Raw genomic sequence first — 20,595 nt, 5'->3', positions numbered from 1 at the left:
AACACTCTTTTTTAGATAATTAAAAGTCCACCTTTACTCCCAGCGTGATCACTCTCGGGACCGGGTATGACCCATAGTCTACACCGAGGAACGCTCCTGTAGGTATTGCCGCTGCGGTAGTGGCTGTTGGCGAATAGGTGGTCGCCGTATAGGTTGTATTTTCCGGGTCATAATTCGTGTACTTCGAAAACAGATGTACGTTTTCTGCATTCACGTAAACTCGTGCCCCCTTAATTCCTGCAAAGTTCCTGAATAATGATCCCGGAAGCGCATAAGACAGACGGATGTTTTTTAGCCGCAGATAAGAACCGTCTTCGATCCAATAGCTCGAAAATTGGTTCTGTAGTCCCTTCGGATCTACCGTCGGCTTGAAATGCGTACCATCTCCGGGATCACTCTCTGACCTCCAGTAGTTATAGGCACTTGCATATGCATTTCTGCCTCCATTCCACAAGCCACTGTAACGAATAAGTTGGTTAGCGATCTCGCCTCCATAGGTCCCCTGCAGAAGGAATGAAAACTCAAAGCCCTTATAGCCTACCGTATTAGTCATCCCCGCGATGAAGTCAGGCTGATAATTCCCGATGATTGTGCGGTCATCTGCAGTGATCGCTCCATCTCCGTTAACGTCGCGTACCACAGGATCCCCGGGGGTAGTACTGGGCACATGCGGACTGCCATTAATCTGTTCCTGGTTCTGGTATACCCCGTCGAAGATATAACCGTAATAATTGGAAATTGGCTGCCCCACCTCTGTGCGTACCGCTACAGAAAAATCATTGTAATTTAGCGGCGCATTGTTCGGGCCCAGCTGCAGTACCTTGTTCCGGTTCATAGAGAAATTCAGATCCGTTGTCCAGGTGAATGCACGTGCAATATTCCGCGATGAGATATTCAGCTCCAAACCCTTATTGCGCATCTTACCGATATTGGTCAGCTGAGTAGCAAAACCGGTGATGTCAGGAACGGGTACATTGAGCAAGAGATCCTTCGTTTCCGAATAGTAGGCATCAAACCCGATGTTCAGCCGGTTGCTGAATAAACCGATATCCAATCCCAGGTTGGTCTGAGAGGTCCGCTCCCATTTCAGATCGGGGTTCAATACATTCGTGATATTAAGCCCGTTAGACACATCGTTGCCAAAGGTATAATTAGAGGCTGCCAGTAGACCAATAGATCCGTAGTTTGGAATTTGGTTATTTCCTGCGAACCCATAACTCAGGCGTAGCTTGAGATTACTGATCCATTGCGCCTTATCTTTGATAAAACCTTCCTCTGAGATCAGCCAGCCTACAGAGGCCGATGGAAAGTATCCGTACTGATTATTCCCGCCAAACCGTGAGCTACCATCCCGCCGTAGGGTCGCGGTTAAGAAGTACTTGTTATCGTAATTATAGTTTAAACGTGCCAGATAAGATATCAGCGCCCATTCCGAAGCAAGGGAGGTTCCCCCGGTTACGGTACCTGCATTGATCGTATGAACCAGGTCATTGGGGAAATTACCTGCGGCTACCTGGGCATATTCATCCCGCTGGTGCTGCGCAGTATAGCCAATCAATGCAGTTAGCCCATGCTTATCAAATTTCTTCTCATAAGTAAGCGTGTTTTCCGCGAGCCAGTTTAACACCGAAGTGCTGTTACTCTCGGCTATGGCCGGCCCTGCCGACGAATAGCCATACTTCTGAAGGGCATTCTGATAGGAATTGTAGCGGCTGTTTGTCAGATTCGCATTGATGCTCGACCGGAACCGAAGCCCCTCAATGATCTTATACTCCGCATACCCTGTTGCCAGCGTATTATATGTTTTATTCCGCTTGTCAATTTCCCTCGTTAGCGAAAAAGGATGCCACAGCTGCAAATCCGAATACTGAGTAAACCGGTACCATTCTGAATTGGGATCCCGAAAACCAAGGTTTCCATTCTCATTGTAGATTGGAAAAATAGGAACGTTTGTCAGAGCAAGACTCACCACATCCGCCTTTCCAAGTGTCCCGTCCGTACGGTCATAGATGCTCGTTAGCGCCAGATTAGCTCCAATCGTAATCTTGTCGGAGATGGCATGCTTCAGATTAGCTCTCACCGCGAGCCGCTTGTAGTAGTTCTCATCCAGCACCGCATCCTGATCCAGGTAAGCTGAGGAAAGCAGGAACTGTGTTTTTTCTGAGCCGCCCGAAACAGAGACCTGTGCGTTATGAGAAGGTGCTGTTCTGAACATGACGTCCTGCCAGTCTGTTCCTGTCCCAAATTGCTGCGGGTTGGTCGTAAAGTCCTCGGGTATCCGGAATGCTGCCCCCCGCACACTGTTCGGATCACCGGCTTTCCCTCCCGCTGCTACCCAGGCATTGTTATGCGCATCAACGTAGTACTGCACAAACTGCTGAGCGTTCATCATTTCTGCGGTACGTGTTACTTCCTGCGTACCAAACTCATATATAGCGTTTACATTCGTCTGCCCTGCTTTTCCCAACTTGGTCGTGATAATAATAACCCCATTGGCTCCACGTGACCCGTAGATGGCCGCCGAAGAGGCATCTTTAAGTACTTCAACGGATGCAATATCCTGAGGGTTAATCAGGTTCAGATTGAAGTTCTCCACAGGCAATCCGTCAACAACATAAAGCGGATTCGTACCTGCCGTGATAGAACTGGTCCCCCGTATCCGTACGATTGGTGCAGAACCGGGAGCGCCCTGGGCCTGCGAAATATTCACTCCCGGCAATTGTCCGGCGAGGGCCTGCGTCACGTTGCTGAACGAACGATCTTTAAACCGCTCGTAGTTCACAGAAGCTACAGCTCCTGTGACAGCACGTTTGCTTTGCGTACCATAACCTACAACGACCACATCGCTCAGATTTTTAACATCCTCCTTTAAAACGATCGTAAGCTGTGTCCGCCCTGCTATAGAAAGCTCCTCACTTTGATAGCCGGCGTACGAGACAACCAACACAGCATTATCGGGTATCCCCTGCAGGCTGAAATGTCCCTGCGCATCTGTGGCTGCCCCCATCTGACTGCCCTTAACCCTGACCGATGCACCATACATAGGCTGCCCCTTTGAGTCTGTTACCTGCCCCCGGATATTTACAGGAGGACTCACTGCCGGAATAGCCTGCCTTTCATCGCGTGTAATGATGATGACTCTATCCTTGATCTGATAGCTGAGTGATTGGTTCTGAAGGATGCTTTTCAACAGATCTTCAAGGGGCATATTGCTCGCCTGAATGGTCACAGGCCGCATTTTTTGGATCACCCCTTTATTGTAGATAAAGTAATAACCTGTCTGCTTCCTGATGTCGTTCAGTACATTCTTGAGGCTGCTCTCCCTAACGTTTACTGTCACTTTCTGGCCAAAGGTCGACGCACTCACATGCAGCGTAACAGCTAATAATATGATACCCGTGAGCTTCATTATGAATAGGACTTTCCTTGCTGTCTGTAGATAATTGGTTCTGAAATACGCTCCCTCATACTGCAAAACAGGAGCTTTACAATGTACATTAAGTTTCATACATTTGATTAGTTGGTGGTTAACTGATAAGTCTATGGTACGACGTACCATACTGTTCTTATTTGTCTGGCCAAACATCCTGCTTACCGGCCGCAATCCGGTAAGCTTGCTTTATACCAGGCAAAACTGTTTTCTAAGGTTCTCCGTATGCTTTCATTTGATTTTATTGATTAGTTTTTCTGACGATTATTTTCTTTCCCTGTACAGTAAAATTCACGCCCTGAGCAGATTCAAGCAGATCAAGCACTTCCGAGACTTCACTACTTCTTGGCAGCACGCCGGTAAAGGCCACTTCCGGCTTTTGCCCCACATAAACCACTTCTGCATCATACCACTTTTCAATCTGCTGCATGGCTTCATCGATATCCGTATTATCGAACATAAACAAGCCTTCTTTCCAGGCGAGTATAGATTCAAGATTGACTTCACGAACCTTTAAAGAAGAAGCGCTTCGTTCGATGAATGCTTGCTGTCCCGGACTAATCTTCCGTCTCACCGTCCCCGCCTCCACCATCACAGATCCTTCCATCAGAGTAGCCTCTTGCCTGGCCGAGCGCGGATATGCCGTAATATTGAAGTGCGTACCCAGCACCTCAATAGTCATCGCTCCAGACTTCACAAAAAAGGGCTTCCTGACCTTTGCACCGGGCTTATAGTTCGCCGCCACTTCAAAATAAGCTTCCCCGCGCAGCTCTACACGTCGCTCATCCGGACCGAAGCAGGTTGGAAAAGAAAGCGAAGATTCTGAATTCAGCCAAATCCTGGTGCCGTCAGGTAAGGTAAGCTGATATTGCCCTCCCTTAGGAGTTTCAATCACATTTATTTTACTATGACCTGCTCCGTCAGCAGGGTTGCTCACATAAATCAGCTCCCCCTCGTCGGTCTTCTTCACTACGGTCGACCCCTGCATGGCAAGTACTCCGTTCGTCGCTTTGTTCAGAACAATAGTTGATCCGTCCGCAAGCCTGAGCAAAGCCTTGTTGCCACCCGGCTGAAGCGGCTCTACGATCTCTTTTTTATCCTTTGACGCATACCAGGTCTTTACCGACCCGCTAAAAAAATACAGGCTGCCTGCTGCTAATAAGAGAACCACCGCAGCTGCAACACGAAACAGGATGCTTCTGTTAAAAGTATGTGAAGATCGGTGTGCTGCTGACTGCTGTGCTTGAATGGAGGTCATCAATCTGCTTAACATTCTGGATTCAAGCTCTTCCCGGAGTGCTGTCATCTGCTCTCCCCATCGGGCATCAGCCTGAAAGCTATCAAAGAAGCGGAGCAGCATCTCTTCCTGCTCCTCCGAAGCCTTTCCTGCAACATACAGATCAACAAGTCGTAGAAATTCGTTCTTATCCAAAATAAGTCGTTTGTACAGTAAAGAGTCTACTAACGTGCGTATCCCCTACTTGCTGACAAAATAATTTTTAGTCTTTGAAGAACGTACAGAGAAGTTCAATAGTGAGAACCTGACCCAGGGATACCCGTAGAAAGCTGAGAGCTTTGGTTAAATGATTTTCGACCGTTTTCGGAGAGATATTCATCTGTAATGCGATCTCCTTGTGGCTGAGGTGCTGCTCCCTACTCAGTTTATAAACCGCTCTGCACTTGTCGGGCAGGCGATCAACCAGGTCATTTATTTGTTGAGCAAGCTCCTTATACTCGATATTGTCATAGTCTGATCCAGCCTGAATCCGCTCATATAAGTGGTCAAAAATATCTTCTCTTACGCCTCCTGACCTGATCTGCCGGAAAACAGCGTACCGAACAGAGGCATGAAGATAGGCGGGCAATGATGTCTCAATAGAAATGACCTCCCGGTTCAGCCAAAGCTTAAGAAAGATTTCCTGGATAATATCTTCACAAGCCTGGCTGTCTTTCAAAATGGCGTGTGCACTCAGATAGAGCCGATCCCAGTACTTCTTGTAAATACGGGCCAAAGCATACTCATGACCTTCATGGAGAAGGGTCAAAAGACCTTCATCATCTGACTGGGGCAGTAGGTGCATAATGGGTTAATCCTTGTAACGAATATATAGCTGTTGAACGACTTTATCAACTCTTCATTTGCTTCCCAGAAATATTGTTCGTTTTTTTATACTCCCGGAACGGGTCTGTTCAACAGTTCCATCTTCACTCACTAACCAGTTTTACTTATGCATAAATCATCGTTAATTGCCCTTGTGCTCTGCTGTATAAACCTCTGTCTGGAAGCGCAGGTCTGGATGCCTGACAAGGGAAACGGAACATATAAAAACCCGGTTATACACGCTGATTACTCAGATCCCGATGTCATCAGGGTCGGCAGCGACTATTACATGGTCGCATCCAGCTTCAACACCCAGCCTGGGATTCCCCTTCTGCACTCCAAAGACCTGGTAAACTGGACCATCATCAACCACATCTATGATCGCCTGCCGCAGCAGCGTTACGAGAAGATGCAACCGGGACAGGGCTCCTGGGCCCCTGCCATCCGCTATCACAAAGGTCTCTTTTATGTATACTTCTGTACACCAGAAGAAGGCCTGTTTATGGCCTCAGCCGCAAACCCCAGAGACAAGTGGTCATTGACGCATGTCCAGGATGTAGGTAACTGGGAGGATCCATGTCCTTTCTGGGATGAAGACGGACAAGCCTATCTGCTTCGCGGAAAGGTTGGCGCCGGTCCGGCTATACTCCACAAGATGTCCGCGGACGGGAAAAAGCTTCTCGACAATGGCAGGCTGATCTACCAGGATGATAAAAAACAACCAATCCTGGAAGGATTTAAGTTCATGGATAAACGAGATGGTTACTACTATTTCGCTGCGCCTGCCGGAGGTGTAGCTACCGGCTGGCAGGCTGTCTTCCGCTCTAAAAACATCTATGGCCCCTACGAAGATAAGATCGTACTGCATCAAGGTAATACCCCAGTGAATGGCCCACACCAGGGAGGACTGGTAGAAACGCAGACGGGTGAATGGTGGTTCATGCACTTTCAGGATAAAGGCACCTACGGCAGGATTGTGCATCTCCAGCCGGTAAGCTGGAAAGAAGGATGGCCAGTGATAGGCAGTGACCCCGACGGAGACGGCACCGGAGAACCTGTACTCAGCTATAGGAAACCGAATGTCGGGAAAGTCTATCCTGCTTCAGCGCCGCAGACCACTGACGAATTTAACTCGGCAAGCCTGGGATTACAATGGCAGTGGCAGGCTGCACCAAGAAAGGAATGGTTTGACATGGACGCATCTAAAGGAAATATCCGCCTGTATGCCGCATCAAACCCCACCGATACTGCCAGCCTTTTTTACGCTCCCAATCTGCTGCTGCAGAAATTCAGTTCTCCATCTTTTACAGCAAGCACAAAACTGGAATTTCATCCCGAAAACGCTGGAGACCGCGCAGGTCTCGCTATTGTAGGAAACTATTATACCTTCCTTTGTATGGAGAAAACGGAGAATGGGAATTCCCTCGTTATCTACGAAGGCAGGCGTGAAAACCGGAAATATCTCGCTCCCAAAGTCCTCCTACGGCTCCCTCTGAACGTCAGCACAGTGTGGCTTCGCGTAAATGTTGATGAAAAGGAAATGTGCCGGTACACCTACAGTACCGATGGGAAAAACTTCAAAGCCATTGGAGCAGAATACGCCACGGAAAAAGGAACATGGATTGGTGCTAAAGTTGGTATCGCCTGCCTCAACCCTCATCTGCTACCCTCAAAGGGATATGCAGATTTCGACTTCTTCAGGATCACAGAGTAAAGTGTCTACAATTCAGCAATCTGGCCGCTATATCCTCCTTACCTGGCCCGAACCGTTTATATCGCTGCTCACCCTCGGGGTGCCACGATAATAAACGGTTCCGCTGCCGTCAATCTTCACATCGAGCTCTTCTTCAACCTGCAGGTAGGTATCACCGCTTCCTGAAATTTTGACCTTTGAACGTGCATTCTGCAGATCCGACAACTCAGCTTTTCCTGATCCGGATATGTCCACCTCCAGTACAGAACACCTGAATTTATCTTCGATGCCTACATCGCCCGAGCCATTAATCTTTACTGAAAACCTTTTTGCATCCGGGAATGATCCGCGTATTTCTATATCTCCACTCCCGTTCAGCGAAACGCCATTCAGCGCAGGCATGGTCACAAAAACCTCGACATCATCGTCCTCAATGTTCACGTCATCTTTATAGCCCAAACTCAGCACTTTGTTGTTGACCCGGGCTTCAAATACAGCAATGAGGTTTGATGAGCCTCGTAATTCGACCTTAAAATTTTCGCCATAACTCACATGCACATTATTGCCTCCACCGGCTTCTACCTGCTCGAAACCAGATACATCCCGGCTCTCCGTAATGATATTTTTATTCGCCGCGAGCCGGTCTCTGCCGCAGGAGGACAAGACAAGAATCATGAGCATGAGCAAACCCAGCGGGGCTTGTCCTCTAAATTGTTGCTTTTTCATTCTATGGCGTTTTAATGATTAATGGTGGCATCTTTCGCATTCTGTAGCAGTTCATCGCCGTATCACCCAGCAAGGCTACCAACTGATAATTAGCAACTGCTCCTACCGCCGCGCCGATCACAGGCACCAGTTGGGCCATCTTAGCCAGATCGATATAATCACGATATTCCTGCTGAAAGGTACGCCAGTCAAAGTGGTCTACGTCTTCCGGCAGGGAACGGCTATAGCTCTCCCAGTCCTCTATGATTCTGTACACTTCATTCCTGCGCTGCTGACTGGAGAAGGCAAGCTGAAAGACATGCAGGATATACAGTCGCTCGCGATAATCCTTGACATCATACCCGTACAAGGCTGCAACTTCAAACAGGAGCTTAACCTTGATCCCCAGGAGCAGCGGAAAATCTGCCAGTCCCATCAGTATGCCCCCTGCACCGGTAACGGCACCCTCGACGCTGGCCGTCTTCTGATAAAATGCAATCTTCTGTTTAACATTAGCTTCCCGCAGAAACAAGGAAGATGTCTCATTCATCTTCATGAACGTGGTGTGTTTAGCACCAAAGAGCACAGCTTTAACCATTTTTTCAATTGACACGGTTATAGCACGATGTACTTTGTCGGGAATAAACCCGTTGATCTTATTCTGAATACTTTTAGATAGCCTGTTTGTTAATGACGGCTTACGTTTCATTTTATACTGCCAGAACTGCAGCATCAAACCGACTTCTTCTTCATACCTGGTCATACGCGTTTGATAAATATAAGCATATTCATCAAACACATGAATAACAACCTGTTAACAAAAACAGATCATTATATCAATACCTACTTTCTCACCAGCATGAGGCTGGTCCGGTCTGCATTATAAACACGCTGGTAGAAATCAACCAGTCCGGCATATTTCTCTGCCGCGTAAAGTCCCTCATTTAAGCGAATTGTACGCTTGTAAACGAGCGTATCATCAACCAGCCTAATATTCAAACTGAATTCTCCGAAGTCACTCTTCAGAATTTGGTCAGTCGGCTTTGATTCAAGCCGGTATTCCGCGGGGAGCTTGTAAACAATTTCATCAATGTCCACATAGCCCCGGTCTATATATACCTCATTTTTCCTGTTGATGACTTCTTTGACACCACGCGCACGATTAATGGAATTGAGTATGATCGAATATCGCTCACCATTGATCAATGCATAGTCACGAGCATGGAACTGAAACTTTTCTGTTGTTTTTGGATGCTCACCCTTATCCTGCTGAAGCTGAAAAGACGCAATTTCCAGATTGTTCAGCGGGTAGATTTCCCGCAGTACTTTCAGCTGTTCGGTAAATGGCTCCCCAACCAGGTGTTCTCTGTTGTTATACTGCCAGCCCGAAAACGTCGTCGTCATCTCTCCCTCCAGTCCCCCGTCTGGCCCAAGCCTGATCTTCACACTCCGCATCTGCAGATTATCTTCGGTCTTCATCTTCGGAGTACGTAATAACCTTCCTCCATCCTCCGTACAAACCAATACCAGACGGTCATCTGTAAAGCTACCTAAATAGTTAAAAGGCGCAGTTTTGCTCGTGCAATCAATCCATGCAGTATCTTTCTCAAAAGGGATACAAAGGATAGCATGGTTAAACTGATTCATGCTCGCAAAATCCGGTATCGCGTCTGTCTTGTTATCTCCCGCTTCTACCAATGTATAGTAAGACTTAATGCCCACAGCTGCCAGAAGCGCCCCGGTATAATTAACCAGCCCTTTACAATCTCCATAGCCCAGCCTGTCCACTTCGTCTGCCGGGCTAGGCTCAAAACCGCCGATTCCAATCTGCACACTCACGTAGCGGGTCTTCTCCTGAACATATTCGTAAACCTTCCTCGCCTTTTCTCTCGAATCCTGAATGCCTGCCACCAACTCCCTTACCCGTACCAGCGTTGCTTCAGAAAGCTTCTCCTTTCCTTTCAAAAGCGTCTGGTTCATCCATAGCCCGTACTCCTTCCAGTCACTGAACGATCCTGCTACATCCTGGTACGTAAACTTTCTGGGGGCCACTTTAACTGAGGGCAAAGACAAGGATGGATCACGACTGTAAGGTTCCTCTTTCAGGGCTTTCATGTTCTTTATCTCCCAGGTGTAGCATTTCTCTCCTTTTGGACCAAGACTTTCGACTACTTTTCCCGGGTAATTGAACTCCTTGTAACGTATATCAAAGTCTGGTCTGCATATAAACGTAAAACGTGAGTTCTCCAGCGAAACACCCTCTTCCTGAATAGCCGACCATTCCGGGAAGACAAGGCTCTGTTTCGAGCGTACTTCATATTCATACTCCAACGTGTAGGGATAAGATGTTACAGCAGGATGAAAACGCCTGACTCTTGAGTCTTCAAACAGAGAGTAGCTGCTTGCAGCACTTTCATCTTTGAAGTCCTTTTCCTGAATCTTACCCATAGCCATCCCGAATTCATTATAAATCGTCGCCTTTATTGATTTAATGTGCCTGCTTTTATCATACCAGACTGCAATCCTCGCTTCCCTGTCAGCACTACTGTTGAATATAGTCACGGCTTTCTTGTAACGATAATCGACCTGGTTCAGCGCCTTAACCTCAATCGTCAGTTCTTCATTGCGCACTACAGCGCCTGCACGTGCCTTCAGATCGGATGATATAGTACCAACGGCATAGTTCTGTTGTGCTTTTGCGCCTGAAAAAGCCAGCAAAAGACAGATAACTGTCAACAATCTCATCATTTCTTTTTGAATATCACTTCCGACTTCTGCGTCTGAACTATCTTGTTAAACAGCTCCTTCAATGCCGGGTATTCGTCGGGTTCATAAATGGACTTATTTAATTGCGTCATCTGAGAAATCGTCAGTTGATTTCCGACCCGTTCCACTCCGGCCATATATCTTCCTCCACCATCAGGCAAGGCCAGCCCAACATTAGCCGGTTGGATAAGCGGCTCAAAAGATTCGGGATAGCTAAGGTTTACATGAACGCGGATGTCCGATGGTGCTCCCCAATCCACCGGATATGAACGGCTGCTCAGCTTAAAGGGATTTTCTTCCATCGGATTGATGAAGTAAGGATTAAATGATATCTGCTGCTTGTTCAGGTTGTCGTATGCATCGATCTCCACCTCGTAGGTTTCCACCAGTGGGTTCTGCAGGCTGTCAATATTCCGGATATCAAACTTCACTACCTTGATCTTCGGCATCTTTTCGTCCATGTTCTCCACATATTCTTCGGTTGAATTGAATTTCCTGATAGCTACCCGCTTGTTATATGCTTCATACCCCATCGAATATCCGGTGATCGTACCGCGTATCTTTCCGGTTTCCTCCAGCTTCAGCTCCATAGAATAGACCTTGCTCTCTTTCTGAGATGCTTTCAGATCCGTCCAGTAAGATGGCTTGTTCAGACTGACCACCCGGCCCTGATCGTTGATACAGCGAATAGGCAGCAATCCGAATGGAAGCAGCGGATCCGTAGCATCCAAAAGATAGCTCTTGTCCCCGATATTCACTTTTGCCACTACGTAATTAAAGTCGCTTAATACCGGATACAACTTATTGATCAGGCCATTGTCGCGGGTTGACAGCAGGACGGCATCTGCGTCAAGACCCGCAGCGCCTAGAGCAGCCAGCAGAGACAGATTGATGTCTCCCGAGTTGCCGCTATGCCGGTCAAAGGCTTTTTTGATACCTTCATCGCTGTAAGCCGATCGCATATTATTCCATTTGTACCATTTTTGGATATAAGTATAGACAGCCATCGCCTTGCTAAGCTCGTCTCCCGCACCCTGCAACACAGGTACCAGGCGCTCCTTAAAAAGATCCGTTTTCTTGATCTGCGCTCCGAAGTTGAAATCTTTCTTCAGCTCATAATCGATATCTTTCCACTCCTGTGTCACTTTTCGCTTATACCCCTTATAGTCGGTATAATCCACCAGCTCATATGAGATGGCCGAACGGAAATTTTTTGCAGCCGTCATATAGTCCTCTTCCACCAAGGCAGGCACATTCTCCATCACGTAGGTCATCTTGGAACAATCTGCCTTCAGTCCGCCCCCCGGCGAGAAACACTCCTTTAGCAGTTCAGCCTTGTTAGACGTAAGCTTCAGGGCACCCTTTAGTATCGCGTTGTAGTTATACACCGCCGGGATCTCTGCAATATATTCACTACGTACTTTCGGGATATCCCATTGAAAAACCCAACCTTTGAAGTTGAAGATGTAAGGCGACTGCATCTCATAGCTGTATTCAATGACACACCCTTCGCTCAGATTGGGCAAAGCAAACTTCACGTGGTCCCAATGCTTGTTCTTGTTCTCCTCGTATACCAGCTTCAGGTCAAGAGGAGTTTTCGTGATATTTCCGTCTTTGTCTTTACCAATAGTCACAGCTTTAATCTTCGATACCGTTTCAAAACGGTCATTGCTGCTTTTATATGTCGGTATTACAACATTTCCTTGTTCAAAGCCTTTCCGGTTGAAGATCTTGATTCTCACGTGGTGGGTAAAGATCAGAGGAGTATCATCGCCGCTGCTGATACGCGCGGTACCAAATTCCCGGAGCACTACAGCGTTGGCTGTCGTGTCGCGGTCGTACTTTTTTAAATCAAGTTCCTCCAGGCTGAATTGTCCGAAAGTAAAATCCTGGGCGCTCGTGGTTAGAAAAGGTGCTGCCAATAGCAACACACTGAAGAAAAATCTTCTCATTGATGATAAGTTAGGCGCATAAATATAACGTTTCGGCGCCCAACTTAAAAAAAGGTCAATGTTTTTTTGCCTACTGTTTGTTCAGACGTGCCTCTTCCAGATCAAGATTATGCTCCATATCCCTCAGCACCTCCTCATCATATCTTTTCTCCTCACTAATTGTCTGCAATGCATTCCTCCGTAGATTGATTAGCTCCAGCATAATCCGCTTGTAGAGCATTTTAACGGAGCCGATATCCATCTTCAGGTCACCGCGTTCCACGAGCTCAGATACGCGAATCATGCGTTCCAGCTGCTCCTTAATTCGATGGATGGCTTCATATTCAGACATCTGTTTGCTGTAGTGCTTGTCCAGATAGGCAACCGAATGCCTGGCCAACTGAAGCCTGATGGCTTCAAATTGCTCCTCCGCAGGGGTATAATCATCAACCTCTTCTACCTTAAGCCATCTCAGGAACAGTGGCAAGGTTAGGCCCTGAAAAACCAACGTCACCAGGATCACCACAAAGGTGACGACTAAAATCAAATTGCGGTGAGGAAACGCCTCCCCGCTCTCCAGAGTGAGTGGAATAGCGAGAGCCGAAGCCAGCGACACCACTCCCCGCATCCCCGCCCAACCGATGATGAACGGAAGCTTGAAGCCGGGATGGTTCTCTTCCTGCCTGACTTTTTTACTGAGCAGGCGCGGCAGGAAGGTCGACAAATAAACCAGAATAATGCGGATCAGGATTACAATGCCACTGATGATGAGTCCATAGGTAATGGCCTGCTCCCGCGAATAGTCACCCAGTCCTCCCATGATCAGCGGAAGTTCCAGTCCGATCAGGATAAATACAAAGCCATTTAACAGGAAGCCGACGGTCTCCCACACCTCCTTCGCCTGGATGCGCGTATGATAGTTCAGAAACTCCCTCGAACGGAACGACAAGAACAGTCCGCCACTGACCACGGCGAGAACTCCCGACCATTCAAATTCTTCTGCCGTAATATACATCAGATATGGTGCTATCAGTGTGATCGGTGTCGTGATACTCGAAGAGCGTGCCCAGAACCGAAGGATAAAGTAAAGAATATGTGCAATGGCCAATCCTACAAACACGCCCATGACGGCCAGCTCAACGAACTCGACAGCCGCCTCCCGCATAACGAAATGCCCGGTCAGCACTGCAGCCGTGGCAAACCGGAATACCGTCAGCGATGCCGCATCGTTCACCAGACTCTCCCCTTCCAATATCGCGAGCCCCCTCTTGGGCATATTTAGCCCCTTCAATACAGAGGTCGCCGCCACAGCATCCGGTGGCGATATGATTCCTCCCAACAGAAAACCCAGAGCCAGTGTAAAACCTGGAATGATGCTTGCGGAGAAATAGGCAATAGCAAGCGATGTGAAGAAAACAAGACCGAATCCAAGCGAGAACACCGGTCGCTTCCACCGCCAGAAACTCTGCCAGGACGTATTCCAGGCAGCCTCAAACAGCAAAGGAGGAAGAAAGATCAGAAACACCAGGTCCGGATCTATGCTGATCACCGGCATCCCGGGCAACAGGGAGATCCCCAGGCCACCAATCACCAGGAAAATGGGGTATGATATTTTAAGCTTCTGACTCAGCAGGTATAACAAGGCCATAGCAAAGAACAGCGTCAGAATCAGCAACAGATTTTGATGTATCATATAAAATTTCCCCCGCACAAAGGTAAGTGAAAACATCCCGGTCGTCCGGATGTTTTAGAAAACCGGTCTTCATAGAATCCCCAGGCTCACATGAAAGAAATAGACGACATCATCAAGGCATACGACGAGGCCTCTGCACATCAACAGAAAACAGCGCTGGCCACTGTGGTCCATGTAGAAGGCTCATCTTACAGAAGACCCGGAGCACGCATGCTGGTCACCGAAACAGGTGCGCTGACCGGCGCCATCAGCGGCGGTTGTCTGGAGGGCGACGCGCTTCGAAAGGCGATGCTGGCGATCCACGAGGGCCGGAACAAACTCGTAACCTACGACACCACAAACGAGGATGATGCACGTTTTGGTGTACAGCTGGGCTGCAACGGAACCATCCACATTCTCTTCGAGCCTCTTCATCAAACGGCTTCATACAATCCCATAACCCCGCTCCGGAAAGCTGCCACTGCCCGCAACTGTTCGGTGCTTGTAACGCTCTTTTCCCTTGTACATCATCATCTTCAACCGGGAACCAGCTATTTCCTGAATGATCAGGGCGCTGCCCTCAGTGAAGGCGACGAACACCATTCGCTGCCAGTTGATCTGCCCGGCGACGCACAGGCCGCCTGGCAGACACAAACCAGCCAGGTGAAACAGTACGGTCCCGACCTCACTGCCTTTATTGAGGTCATTGAACCTAAGCTCAACCTGGTGATTTTTGGAGCAGGAAACGATGTTTTTCCCATACTGAAGATTGCAGGTATCCTGGGTTGGGGCACTACCGTTGCAGACGGACGTTATACCCATGCTACCCCCCAGCGCTTCCCTGACGCAGACCGCATCATCGTTGCCAAAGCAGACACGGTGCTCAGCGAAATACCACTCGACAGCAGGACGGCCCTGCTGCTCATGACGCACAACTACAACTATGACCTCGAAGTACTGAGACAGCTCACCGTCATGGAATGTGCTTACGTAGGTATCCTGGGCCCTAAGAGGAAATTCATCAGGATGACCGATGATCTGGAAGCGATCGGAGATAGGATCCCTCCTGCCCTGCAGGAAAACCTGTACAGCCCAGTTGGCCTGGATATAGGCGCTGAGACAGCCGAAGAAATCGCGCTGTCTATCACCGCAGAGATAAAAGCCGCATTTTCTTTTGCAAACGGCCGTTTTCTTCGCGACAAAGAAGCCCCCATTCACGCCAAACTTCAAAAAGATCAGGTTTAGAAAATATGCACAACTACGCCATCATCATCCTAGCCGCCGGCAGCTCCAGCAGAATGGGACGGCCCAAACAGTTGTTGCAGGTAAATGGCACAACGCTGCTAAACCACACGATCGATGAAGCACTTAAACTACCCTCAGTATTCGTGTGCGTTGTCACCGGTGCACACGCGGATCTCATCAGTCCCCACCTGAATCGCCCGCACTTACATATCTGCCATAATCCCGATTGGGAGAGCGGTATGGCTTCTTCTATTCAAAGGGGTCTTCAGGAACTGAAAATGAAAAATCTGCCGGTCTCCGGATGCATCATCAGCGTGTGCGATCAGCCTTTTATTTCCTCCGCTATCTTCATTAACCTGATTGCGGCCCATCAGAATGCCCCCTCGCATATTATCGCATCCAGCTATCAGGGTACGGCAGGTGTACCGGCTCTCTTCCCCGCGCAATACTTTCCTGAGTTGATGATGCTGCGCGGTCACGAAGGGGCGAAAAAGCTGCTGACTCTCCATGCGGATAAGCTCACGAATGTTCCTTTCCCCGGCGGGGAGATCGACCTGGACACGCCCGCTGATTATGATCAACTTTCCGGCAGCATGCCGCCTGAATAAAACTTTTTTAGCACGCGAGCTGTTCCTTGTTAGCATACAGATCATCTACCTCTTAATTCCTTCGTATGGCAGCACCTCAAGCCCGTGTGATCAGTTTACACGTCAACAAAGAAAAACATTCACTGCAGGTCCTTCCCTGGGTTTCACTTCTCGATGCTTTAAGGGAGCATCTGCAGCTAACCGGAACCAAGAAAGGCTGTGACCACGGGCAGTGCGGAGCCTGCACTGTTCTTTGTGATGGAAAGAGAATCATCAGCTGCCTGACGCTTGCCGTCATGAAAGACGGCTCCAGCATAACGACTATTGAAGGAGTTGCCGAGGGAGAGAAGCTTCACCCGCTGCAGCAGGCTTTTATCGACCATGATGCCTTTCAATGCGGATATTGCACACCGGGACAGATCTGCAGCGCTATTGGGATGATTGGAGAGGGAAAAGCCAGAACGCGTGCGGAGGTTAAAGAGCTGATGAGCGGAAACCTGTGTCGCTGTGGTGCCAACATCGGCATCATAGACGCGATCATGGAGGTGATGGAAGGGGGAACTCATGAATAACGCAGATTACGTAAGAGCAGCTTCCTTCGATGAGGCGACCAGACTGCTCAGCGAAAAAGAGGGCCATCAGGTCATTGCCGGAGGCACGAATATCATCGATCTGATGAAGTACTTTCTGACGACGGCCGACACGCTCGTCGACATCAACCATACCGGTACTCACCACAATATCGTAGAAACAGAATCCGGGGGATTACTACTTGGTTCTCTGGCGACAAACGCTGATACCGCCTACAATCCCCTGGTAGAAAGCCGCTATCCGCTGCTATCCCGGGCGATATTGGCTGGTGCCTCTGCCCAGATCAGGAACATGGCCACCAACGGAGGCAACCTGCTGCAAAGAACCCGCTGCTATTACTTTTATGATGCAAACAGCCCATGCAACAAACGAGAGTCGGGTACAGGATGTTCAGCTATTCCGGGGTATAACCGCATCATGGCCATCCTCGGAACCAGCGAACACTGCATTGCCGTATTTCCATCGGACATGTGTATTGCACTGGCTGCTCTCAATGCCATAGTACATGTAAGTGGTCCCGGAGGCACTCGAAGTATTCCGTTTTTGGAATTCCATCGGCTGCCAGGCGATACACCCCATCTGGACAACAATCTGAAAGCTGGTGAACTCATTACCGGCATCGAACTGCCGGAAAAAGGATTCTCCAGCCACTACTCATACCTGAAGCTCAGAGACCGCAACTCATATGCGTTCGCGCTGGTGTCTGTCGCTACAGCTCTGGAGCTGGAAGGGAACATCATCAAAGATGCGCGCATTGCTCTTGGGGGAGTAGCCCACAAGCCCTGGCGGAGTCGCGAGGCGGAGCAATATCTCGTCGGTAAACCTGCAGTAAGGGAAAGCTTTGCTGCCTGTTCGGATATCATCCTTCAAAACGCCATCCCCTATACCTACAACAGCTTCAAGATCGGGCTGGCGAAAAAAGCGATTATCCGCAACTGCTTAATGGCACTCGATCCCGCTTCTCAATTACCTGGGGCACAACCTTCACTTTAAAATCAGCAGCATGTCAGTTCAACCATCTATAGGAAAACCCATCAGCCGTCTGGAAGGACATCTAAAAGTGACCGGAGCAGCAAAATACGCCGGAGAGTATCCTGCGGAAAACCTTGTTTACGGCTATATTGTCAACAGCACCATCACCAAAGGACAGATAAAGCATATCGACACCACTCCTGCGAAGGCATTGGAAGGCGTCATTGAAGTGTTTACCCATGAGAACCGTCCTTCCCTGGCCTGGTTTGATTTTCAATATTCAGACATGGATGCTCCTCCGGGGAATGCATTCAAGCCCCTGGCAGATGCGAAGATCTTGTATAACGGTCAGCCGATTGCTCTTGTCGTAGCCGAAACATTCGAACTGGCACGATACGCCGCTACCCTTGTAAAGTTCGAGTACGAAGAAGAAGCGTTTGACACAAACTTGATCGACAACCTCAACAAGGCCCGGTCTCCAAAAGTCGGACTTGCAACGTTTCTGAAACCGCTCCCGACCAAACCTGTCGGAAACTACAGAAAAGCCTACGAACAGTCGTACGCCAAGGCTTCGGGAGAATTTCTTCACGGCACCGAACATCATAACCCCCTTGAGCTGTTCGCTACGACAACCATATATGAGGGCGAAGGTAAGCTGAAGATTTATGACAAAACTCAGGGCACCGTCAACTGTCAGCTGTATGTTTCTAACGTATTCGGACTCAAGTACAAGAATGTTCAGGTTATATCACCCTATGTGGGCGGTGCTTTTGGATCCGGACTCCGTCCCCAGTTCCAGCTGTTCTTCTCTGTCATGGCAGCTTTGGAGTTGAAACGGCCGGTGCGGGTAACGCTGGACAGGCATCAGATGTTTACCTTCGGACATCGCCCGCCTACGCTGCAGCATACGCATTTCGGGGCGGATGCTACAGGAAAGATACAGGCGCTCCATCATGCCGCCTACGCCGAAACATCGCGGTTTGAAGATTACACTGAGGTGGTGGTCAACTGGAGCAATATGATCTATCCTTCAGCCAATACCCTAATGGAATACAAGCTGGTGCCGATGGATGTGTTTACGCCGCTGGATATGCGTGCTCCCGGAGGCAGCACAGGCAGTCACGCCATAGAAAGTACGATGGACGAGCTCGCTTATGCGCTAAATATGGATCCCCTGGAGTTGCGTCTCATCAACTATTCGGAAACGGATGAAAGCACCGGACGCCCTTTTTCCAGCAAAGAACTCAGACAGTGTTACCTGCAGGGCGCAGAGAAATTCGGGTGGAGTGAGCGAAGCCCACAGCCACGAAGCATGAAGCGTGGGAATAAGCTGGTAGGATATGGAATGGCCACAGGCATCTGGGAATCCATGCAGCTTCCTGCGCGTGCAGAAGCACGCCTTACCAAAGAAGGAAAACTACACGTGCTGAGCGCCGTGACGGACATCGGCACCGGAACCCTCACCGTCATGACACAGATTGCCGCGGACGAACTCGGATTACCTATCGAAGACGTGAGCTTCTCATACGGTGACAGCAAAATGCCTTTCGCACCTATTCAGGGAGGTTCCTTTACAGTATCTACCGTAGGTTCTGCCATCAAGGCGGCAGGTTCAGCCCTGCGCAAAAAGATCTTTCAAAAAGCGCAATCTATAAAGGGAGCTACATGGAAAAAGCTAAAACCCGAGGATGTACTATTCCACGGGGGAGCTGTCAGTCTGAAAACAGATCCCCACGATTCCATCAGCTTCCGCGAGATCATCGAGGCGAACAAAGGGAAGGTGATCAAAACAACGAACCTCTCCGTTCCGAAAGCACTGAAGCTGAAAAAATACACTAGAGCCGCGCATAGTGCAGCCTTTGTCGAGGTGGAAGTTGATGAGGAGCTGGGCATCATTAACGTCACCCGGGCGCTCACTACAGTGGCAGCCGGACGCATCATTAACCCCAAGACGGCACGCAGCCAAATCTTAGGAGGCATGATCTGGGGGATCAGCAAAGCCCTGCGGGAAGAAACGATCACCGATCATGAACTTGGAAAATACATGAATCAGAACCTCGCGGAATACCATATTCCGGTTCATGCCGATCTTCATGAGCTCGACGTCATCTTTGTAGAAGAAACGGATGAGATTGTGAATGAGCTGGGAACAAAGGGCGTCGGTGAGATCGGCCTCGTGGCCATACCGCCGGCGATCGCGAACGCTGTTTATCACGCAACAGGAAAAAGGATCAATCAGTTTCCCATTCACTTTGATTCCTTGATATAATACAGCTTGCGATCTGCCAAATCGTTATAGTCTTTAACAAGGGTTTCAAGCATCTTGGAAGTAAATTTCATGTCCAGATTGATCCGCTCTGCAATCTCAGGAATATCTCCCATCGCCTGCTGAAGGATCTCTACAACCTTTTGTTTACGGCTCTCACCGGCAAGAAATCCGGGAAGAATATCTTCAAGAACATTGGTGCTATCTTTCTTTTGTATATAATAGGCGGGCTTTTTCCTGCCGCCACCAACTGAAACACCTATTCCGCCCATACCCATGGAGGCAACTGCCGTTCCCACCTGTAAGCCGGGGGAATACCCTTCATCAATGGTCATCAGATTCACCGCCCCAGCATCAACGACACGTACAAATCGCCAGACAGCGTCCTTCTTGTCCATCACCTGGCGGCTCAGATACCTGTTGCCATCATCATAAAAGCTGGCTACCTGCAGGGGGCTAAACTTCTTTGTTTTCCCATCTTCCGTTTTCAGCTTAATTGAGGATGTGCCCACACCGGTGATCTTTCCCCTGATGGTTGTCCCCTCTGCCGTTACAAGACGATCCTGTGAATAAACACTTGACAAGCAAAAGATCAGGATAGCCGAAAACGCAAATTTCAAATATGTACACATCTTA

General features: G+C 48.9%; 15 protein-coding genes. 6 read left to right on the top strand and 9 right to left on the bottom strand.

What is annotated here, in order from left to right; genetic code table 11:
- Window positions 1-19 precede the first annotated feature (19 nt).
- The 3 genes from ACO1NU_RS13195 to ACO1NU_RS13185 form a co-directional block, all read right to left on the bottom strand.
- Window positions 20-3,508, bottom strand: a complete 3,489-nt coding sequence (locus ACO1NU_RS13195) for a TonB-dependent receptor (RefSeq protein WP_448818960.1) — start codon at window positions 3,506-3,508, stop codon at window positions 20-22.
- Window positions 3,509-3,671: 163 nt separating this feature from the next.
- Window positions 3,672-4,862 carry a FecR family protein gene (locus ACO1NU_RS13190; protein WP_448818959.1) on the bottom strand — a complete coding sequence of 397 codons (1,191 nt, stop codon included), beginning with the start codon at window positions 4,860-4,862 and terminating at the stop codon, window positions 3,672-3,674.
- A 67-nt stretch (window positions 4,863-4,929) separates the two neighbouring features.
- Entirely contained in the window at window positions 4,930-5,511 is a 582-nt protein-coding gene (locus tag ACO1NU_RS13185; RefSeq protein ID WP_448818958.1) for an RNA polymerase sigma-70 factor, read from the bottom strand.
- 147 nt (window positions 5,512-5,658) lie between these two features.
- On the opposite strand from ACO1NU_RS13185, the gene ACO1NU_RS13180 reads away from it, so the two are divergent.
- On the top strand, window positions 5,659-7,245 hold the full coding sequence (locus ACO1NU_RS13180) for a glycoside hydrolase family 43 protein (protein ID WP_448818957.1): 1,587 nt from the start codon (window positions 5,659-5,661) through the stop codon (window positions 7,243-7,245).
- A gap of 27 nt (window positions 7,246-7,272) precedes the next feature.
- On the opposite strand, the gene ACO1NU_RS13175 is transcribed toward ACO1NU_RS13180, so the two are convergent.
- The 5 genes from ACO1NU_RS13175 to ACO1NU_RS13155 all read right to left on the bottom strand — a co-directional run bounded on the left by ACO1NU_RS13175 (window position 7,273) and on the right by ACO1NU_RS13155 (window position 14,319).
- A complete protein-coding gene (locus ACO1NU_RS13175) occupies window positions 7,273-7,950 on the bottom strand; it encodes a head GIN domain-containing protein (RefSeq protein WP_448818956.1) in 678 nt (225 codons plus the stop codon).
- Window position 7,951: 1 nt separating this feature from the next.
- A complete protein-coding gene (locus ACO1NU_RS13170) occupies window positions 7,952-8,692 on the bottom strand; it encodes an EcsC family protein (RefSeq protein WP_448818955.1) in 741 nt (246 codons plus the stop codon).
- Window positions 8,693-8,772: 80 nt separating this feature from the next.
- Complete coding sequence (locus tag ACO1NU_RS13165; protein ID WP_448818954.1) at window positions 8,773-10,677, bottom strand: DUF3857 domain-containing protein; 1,905 nt, start codon at window positions 10,675-10,677, stop codon at window positions 8,773-8,775.
- On the bottom strand, window positions 10,674-12,647 hold the full coding sequence (locus ACO1NU_RS13160) for a DUF3857 domain-containing protein (RefSeq protein ID WP_448818953.1): 1,974 nt from the start codon (window positions 12,645-12,647) through the stop codon (window positions 10,674-10,676). Before ACO1NU_RS13160 ends, ACO1NU_RS13165 begins: the two co-directional genes overlap by 4 nt.
- Before the next feature lie 70 nt (window positions 12,648-12,717).
- Window positions 12,718-14,319 carry a Na+/H+ antiporter gene (locus tag ACO1NU_RS13155; protein WP_448818952.1) on the bottom strand — a complete coding sequence of 534 codons (1,602 nt, stop codon included), beginning with the start codon at window positions 14,317-14,319 and terminating at the stop codon, window positions 12,718-12,720.
- Between the two features lie 90 nt (window positions 14,320-14,409).
- On the opposite strand from ACO1NU_RS13155, the gene ACO1NU_RS13150 reads away from it, so the two are divergent.
- The 5 genes from ACO1NU_RS13150 (at window position 14,410) to ACO1NU_RS13130 (ending at window position 19,962) form a co-directional block, all read left to right on the top strand.
- Entirely contained in the window at window positions 14,410-15,543 is a 1,134-nt protein-coding gene (locus ACO1NU_RS13150; protein ID WP_448818951.1) for an XdhC family protein, read from the top strand.
- Between the two features lie 5 nt (window positions 15,544-15,548).
- Window positions 15,549-16,151, top strand: a complete 603-nt coding sequence (locus tag ACO1NU_RS13145; protein ID WP_448818950.1) for a nucleotidyltransferase family protein — start codon at window positions 15,549-15,551, stop codon at window positions 16,149-16,151.
- A gap of 65 nt (window positions 16,152-16,216) precedes the next feature.
- Window positions 16,217-16,702 (top strand): (2Fe-2S)-binding protein, encoded by a 486-nt coding sequence (locus tag ACO1NU_RS13140; RefSeq protein WP_448818949.1) that lies wholly within the window; start codon window positions 16,217-16,219, stop codon window positions 16,700-16,702.
- A complete protein-coding gene (locus ACO1NU_RS13135; protein WP_448818948.1) occupies window positions 16,695-17,714 on the top strand; it encodes an FAD binding domain-containing protein in 1,020 nt (339 codons plus the stop codon). Before ACO1NU_RS13140 ends, ACO1NU_RS13135 begins: the two co-directional genes overlap by 8 nt.
- A 10-nt stretch (window positions 17,715-17,724) precedes the next feature.
- Window positions 17,725-19,962, top strand: a complete 2,238-nt coding sequence (locus ACO1NU_RS13130) for a xanthine dehydrogenase family protein molybdopterin-binding subunit (protein ID WP_448818947.1) — start codon at window positions 17,725-17,727, stop codon at window positions 19,960-19,962.
- Here the strand turns inward: ACO1NU_RS13130 and ACO1NU_RS13125 are convergent.
- Window positions 19,941-20,591 carry a hypothetical protein gene (locus ACO1NU_RS13125; protein ID WP_448818946.1) on the bottom strand — a complete coding sequence of 217 codons (651 nt, stop codon included), beginning with the start codon at window positions 20,589-20,591 and terminating at the stop codon, window positions 19,941-19,943. The two genes, ACO1NU_RS13130 and ACO1NU_RS13125, sit on opposite strands and share 22 nt — an antisense overlap.
- Between the last annotated feature and the right edge of the window lie 4 nt (window positions 20,592-20,595).

It is taken from the genome of Arcticibacter sp. (assembly GCF_053551015.1).
The sequence above is the reverse complement of the archived record's forward strand: the minus strand, read 5'-3'. Positions and strand labels throughout refer to the sequence as shown.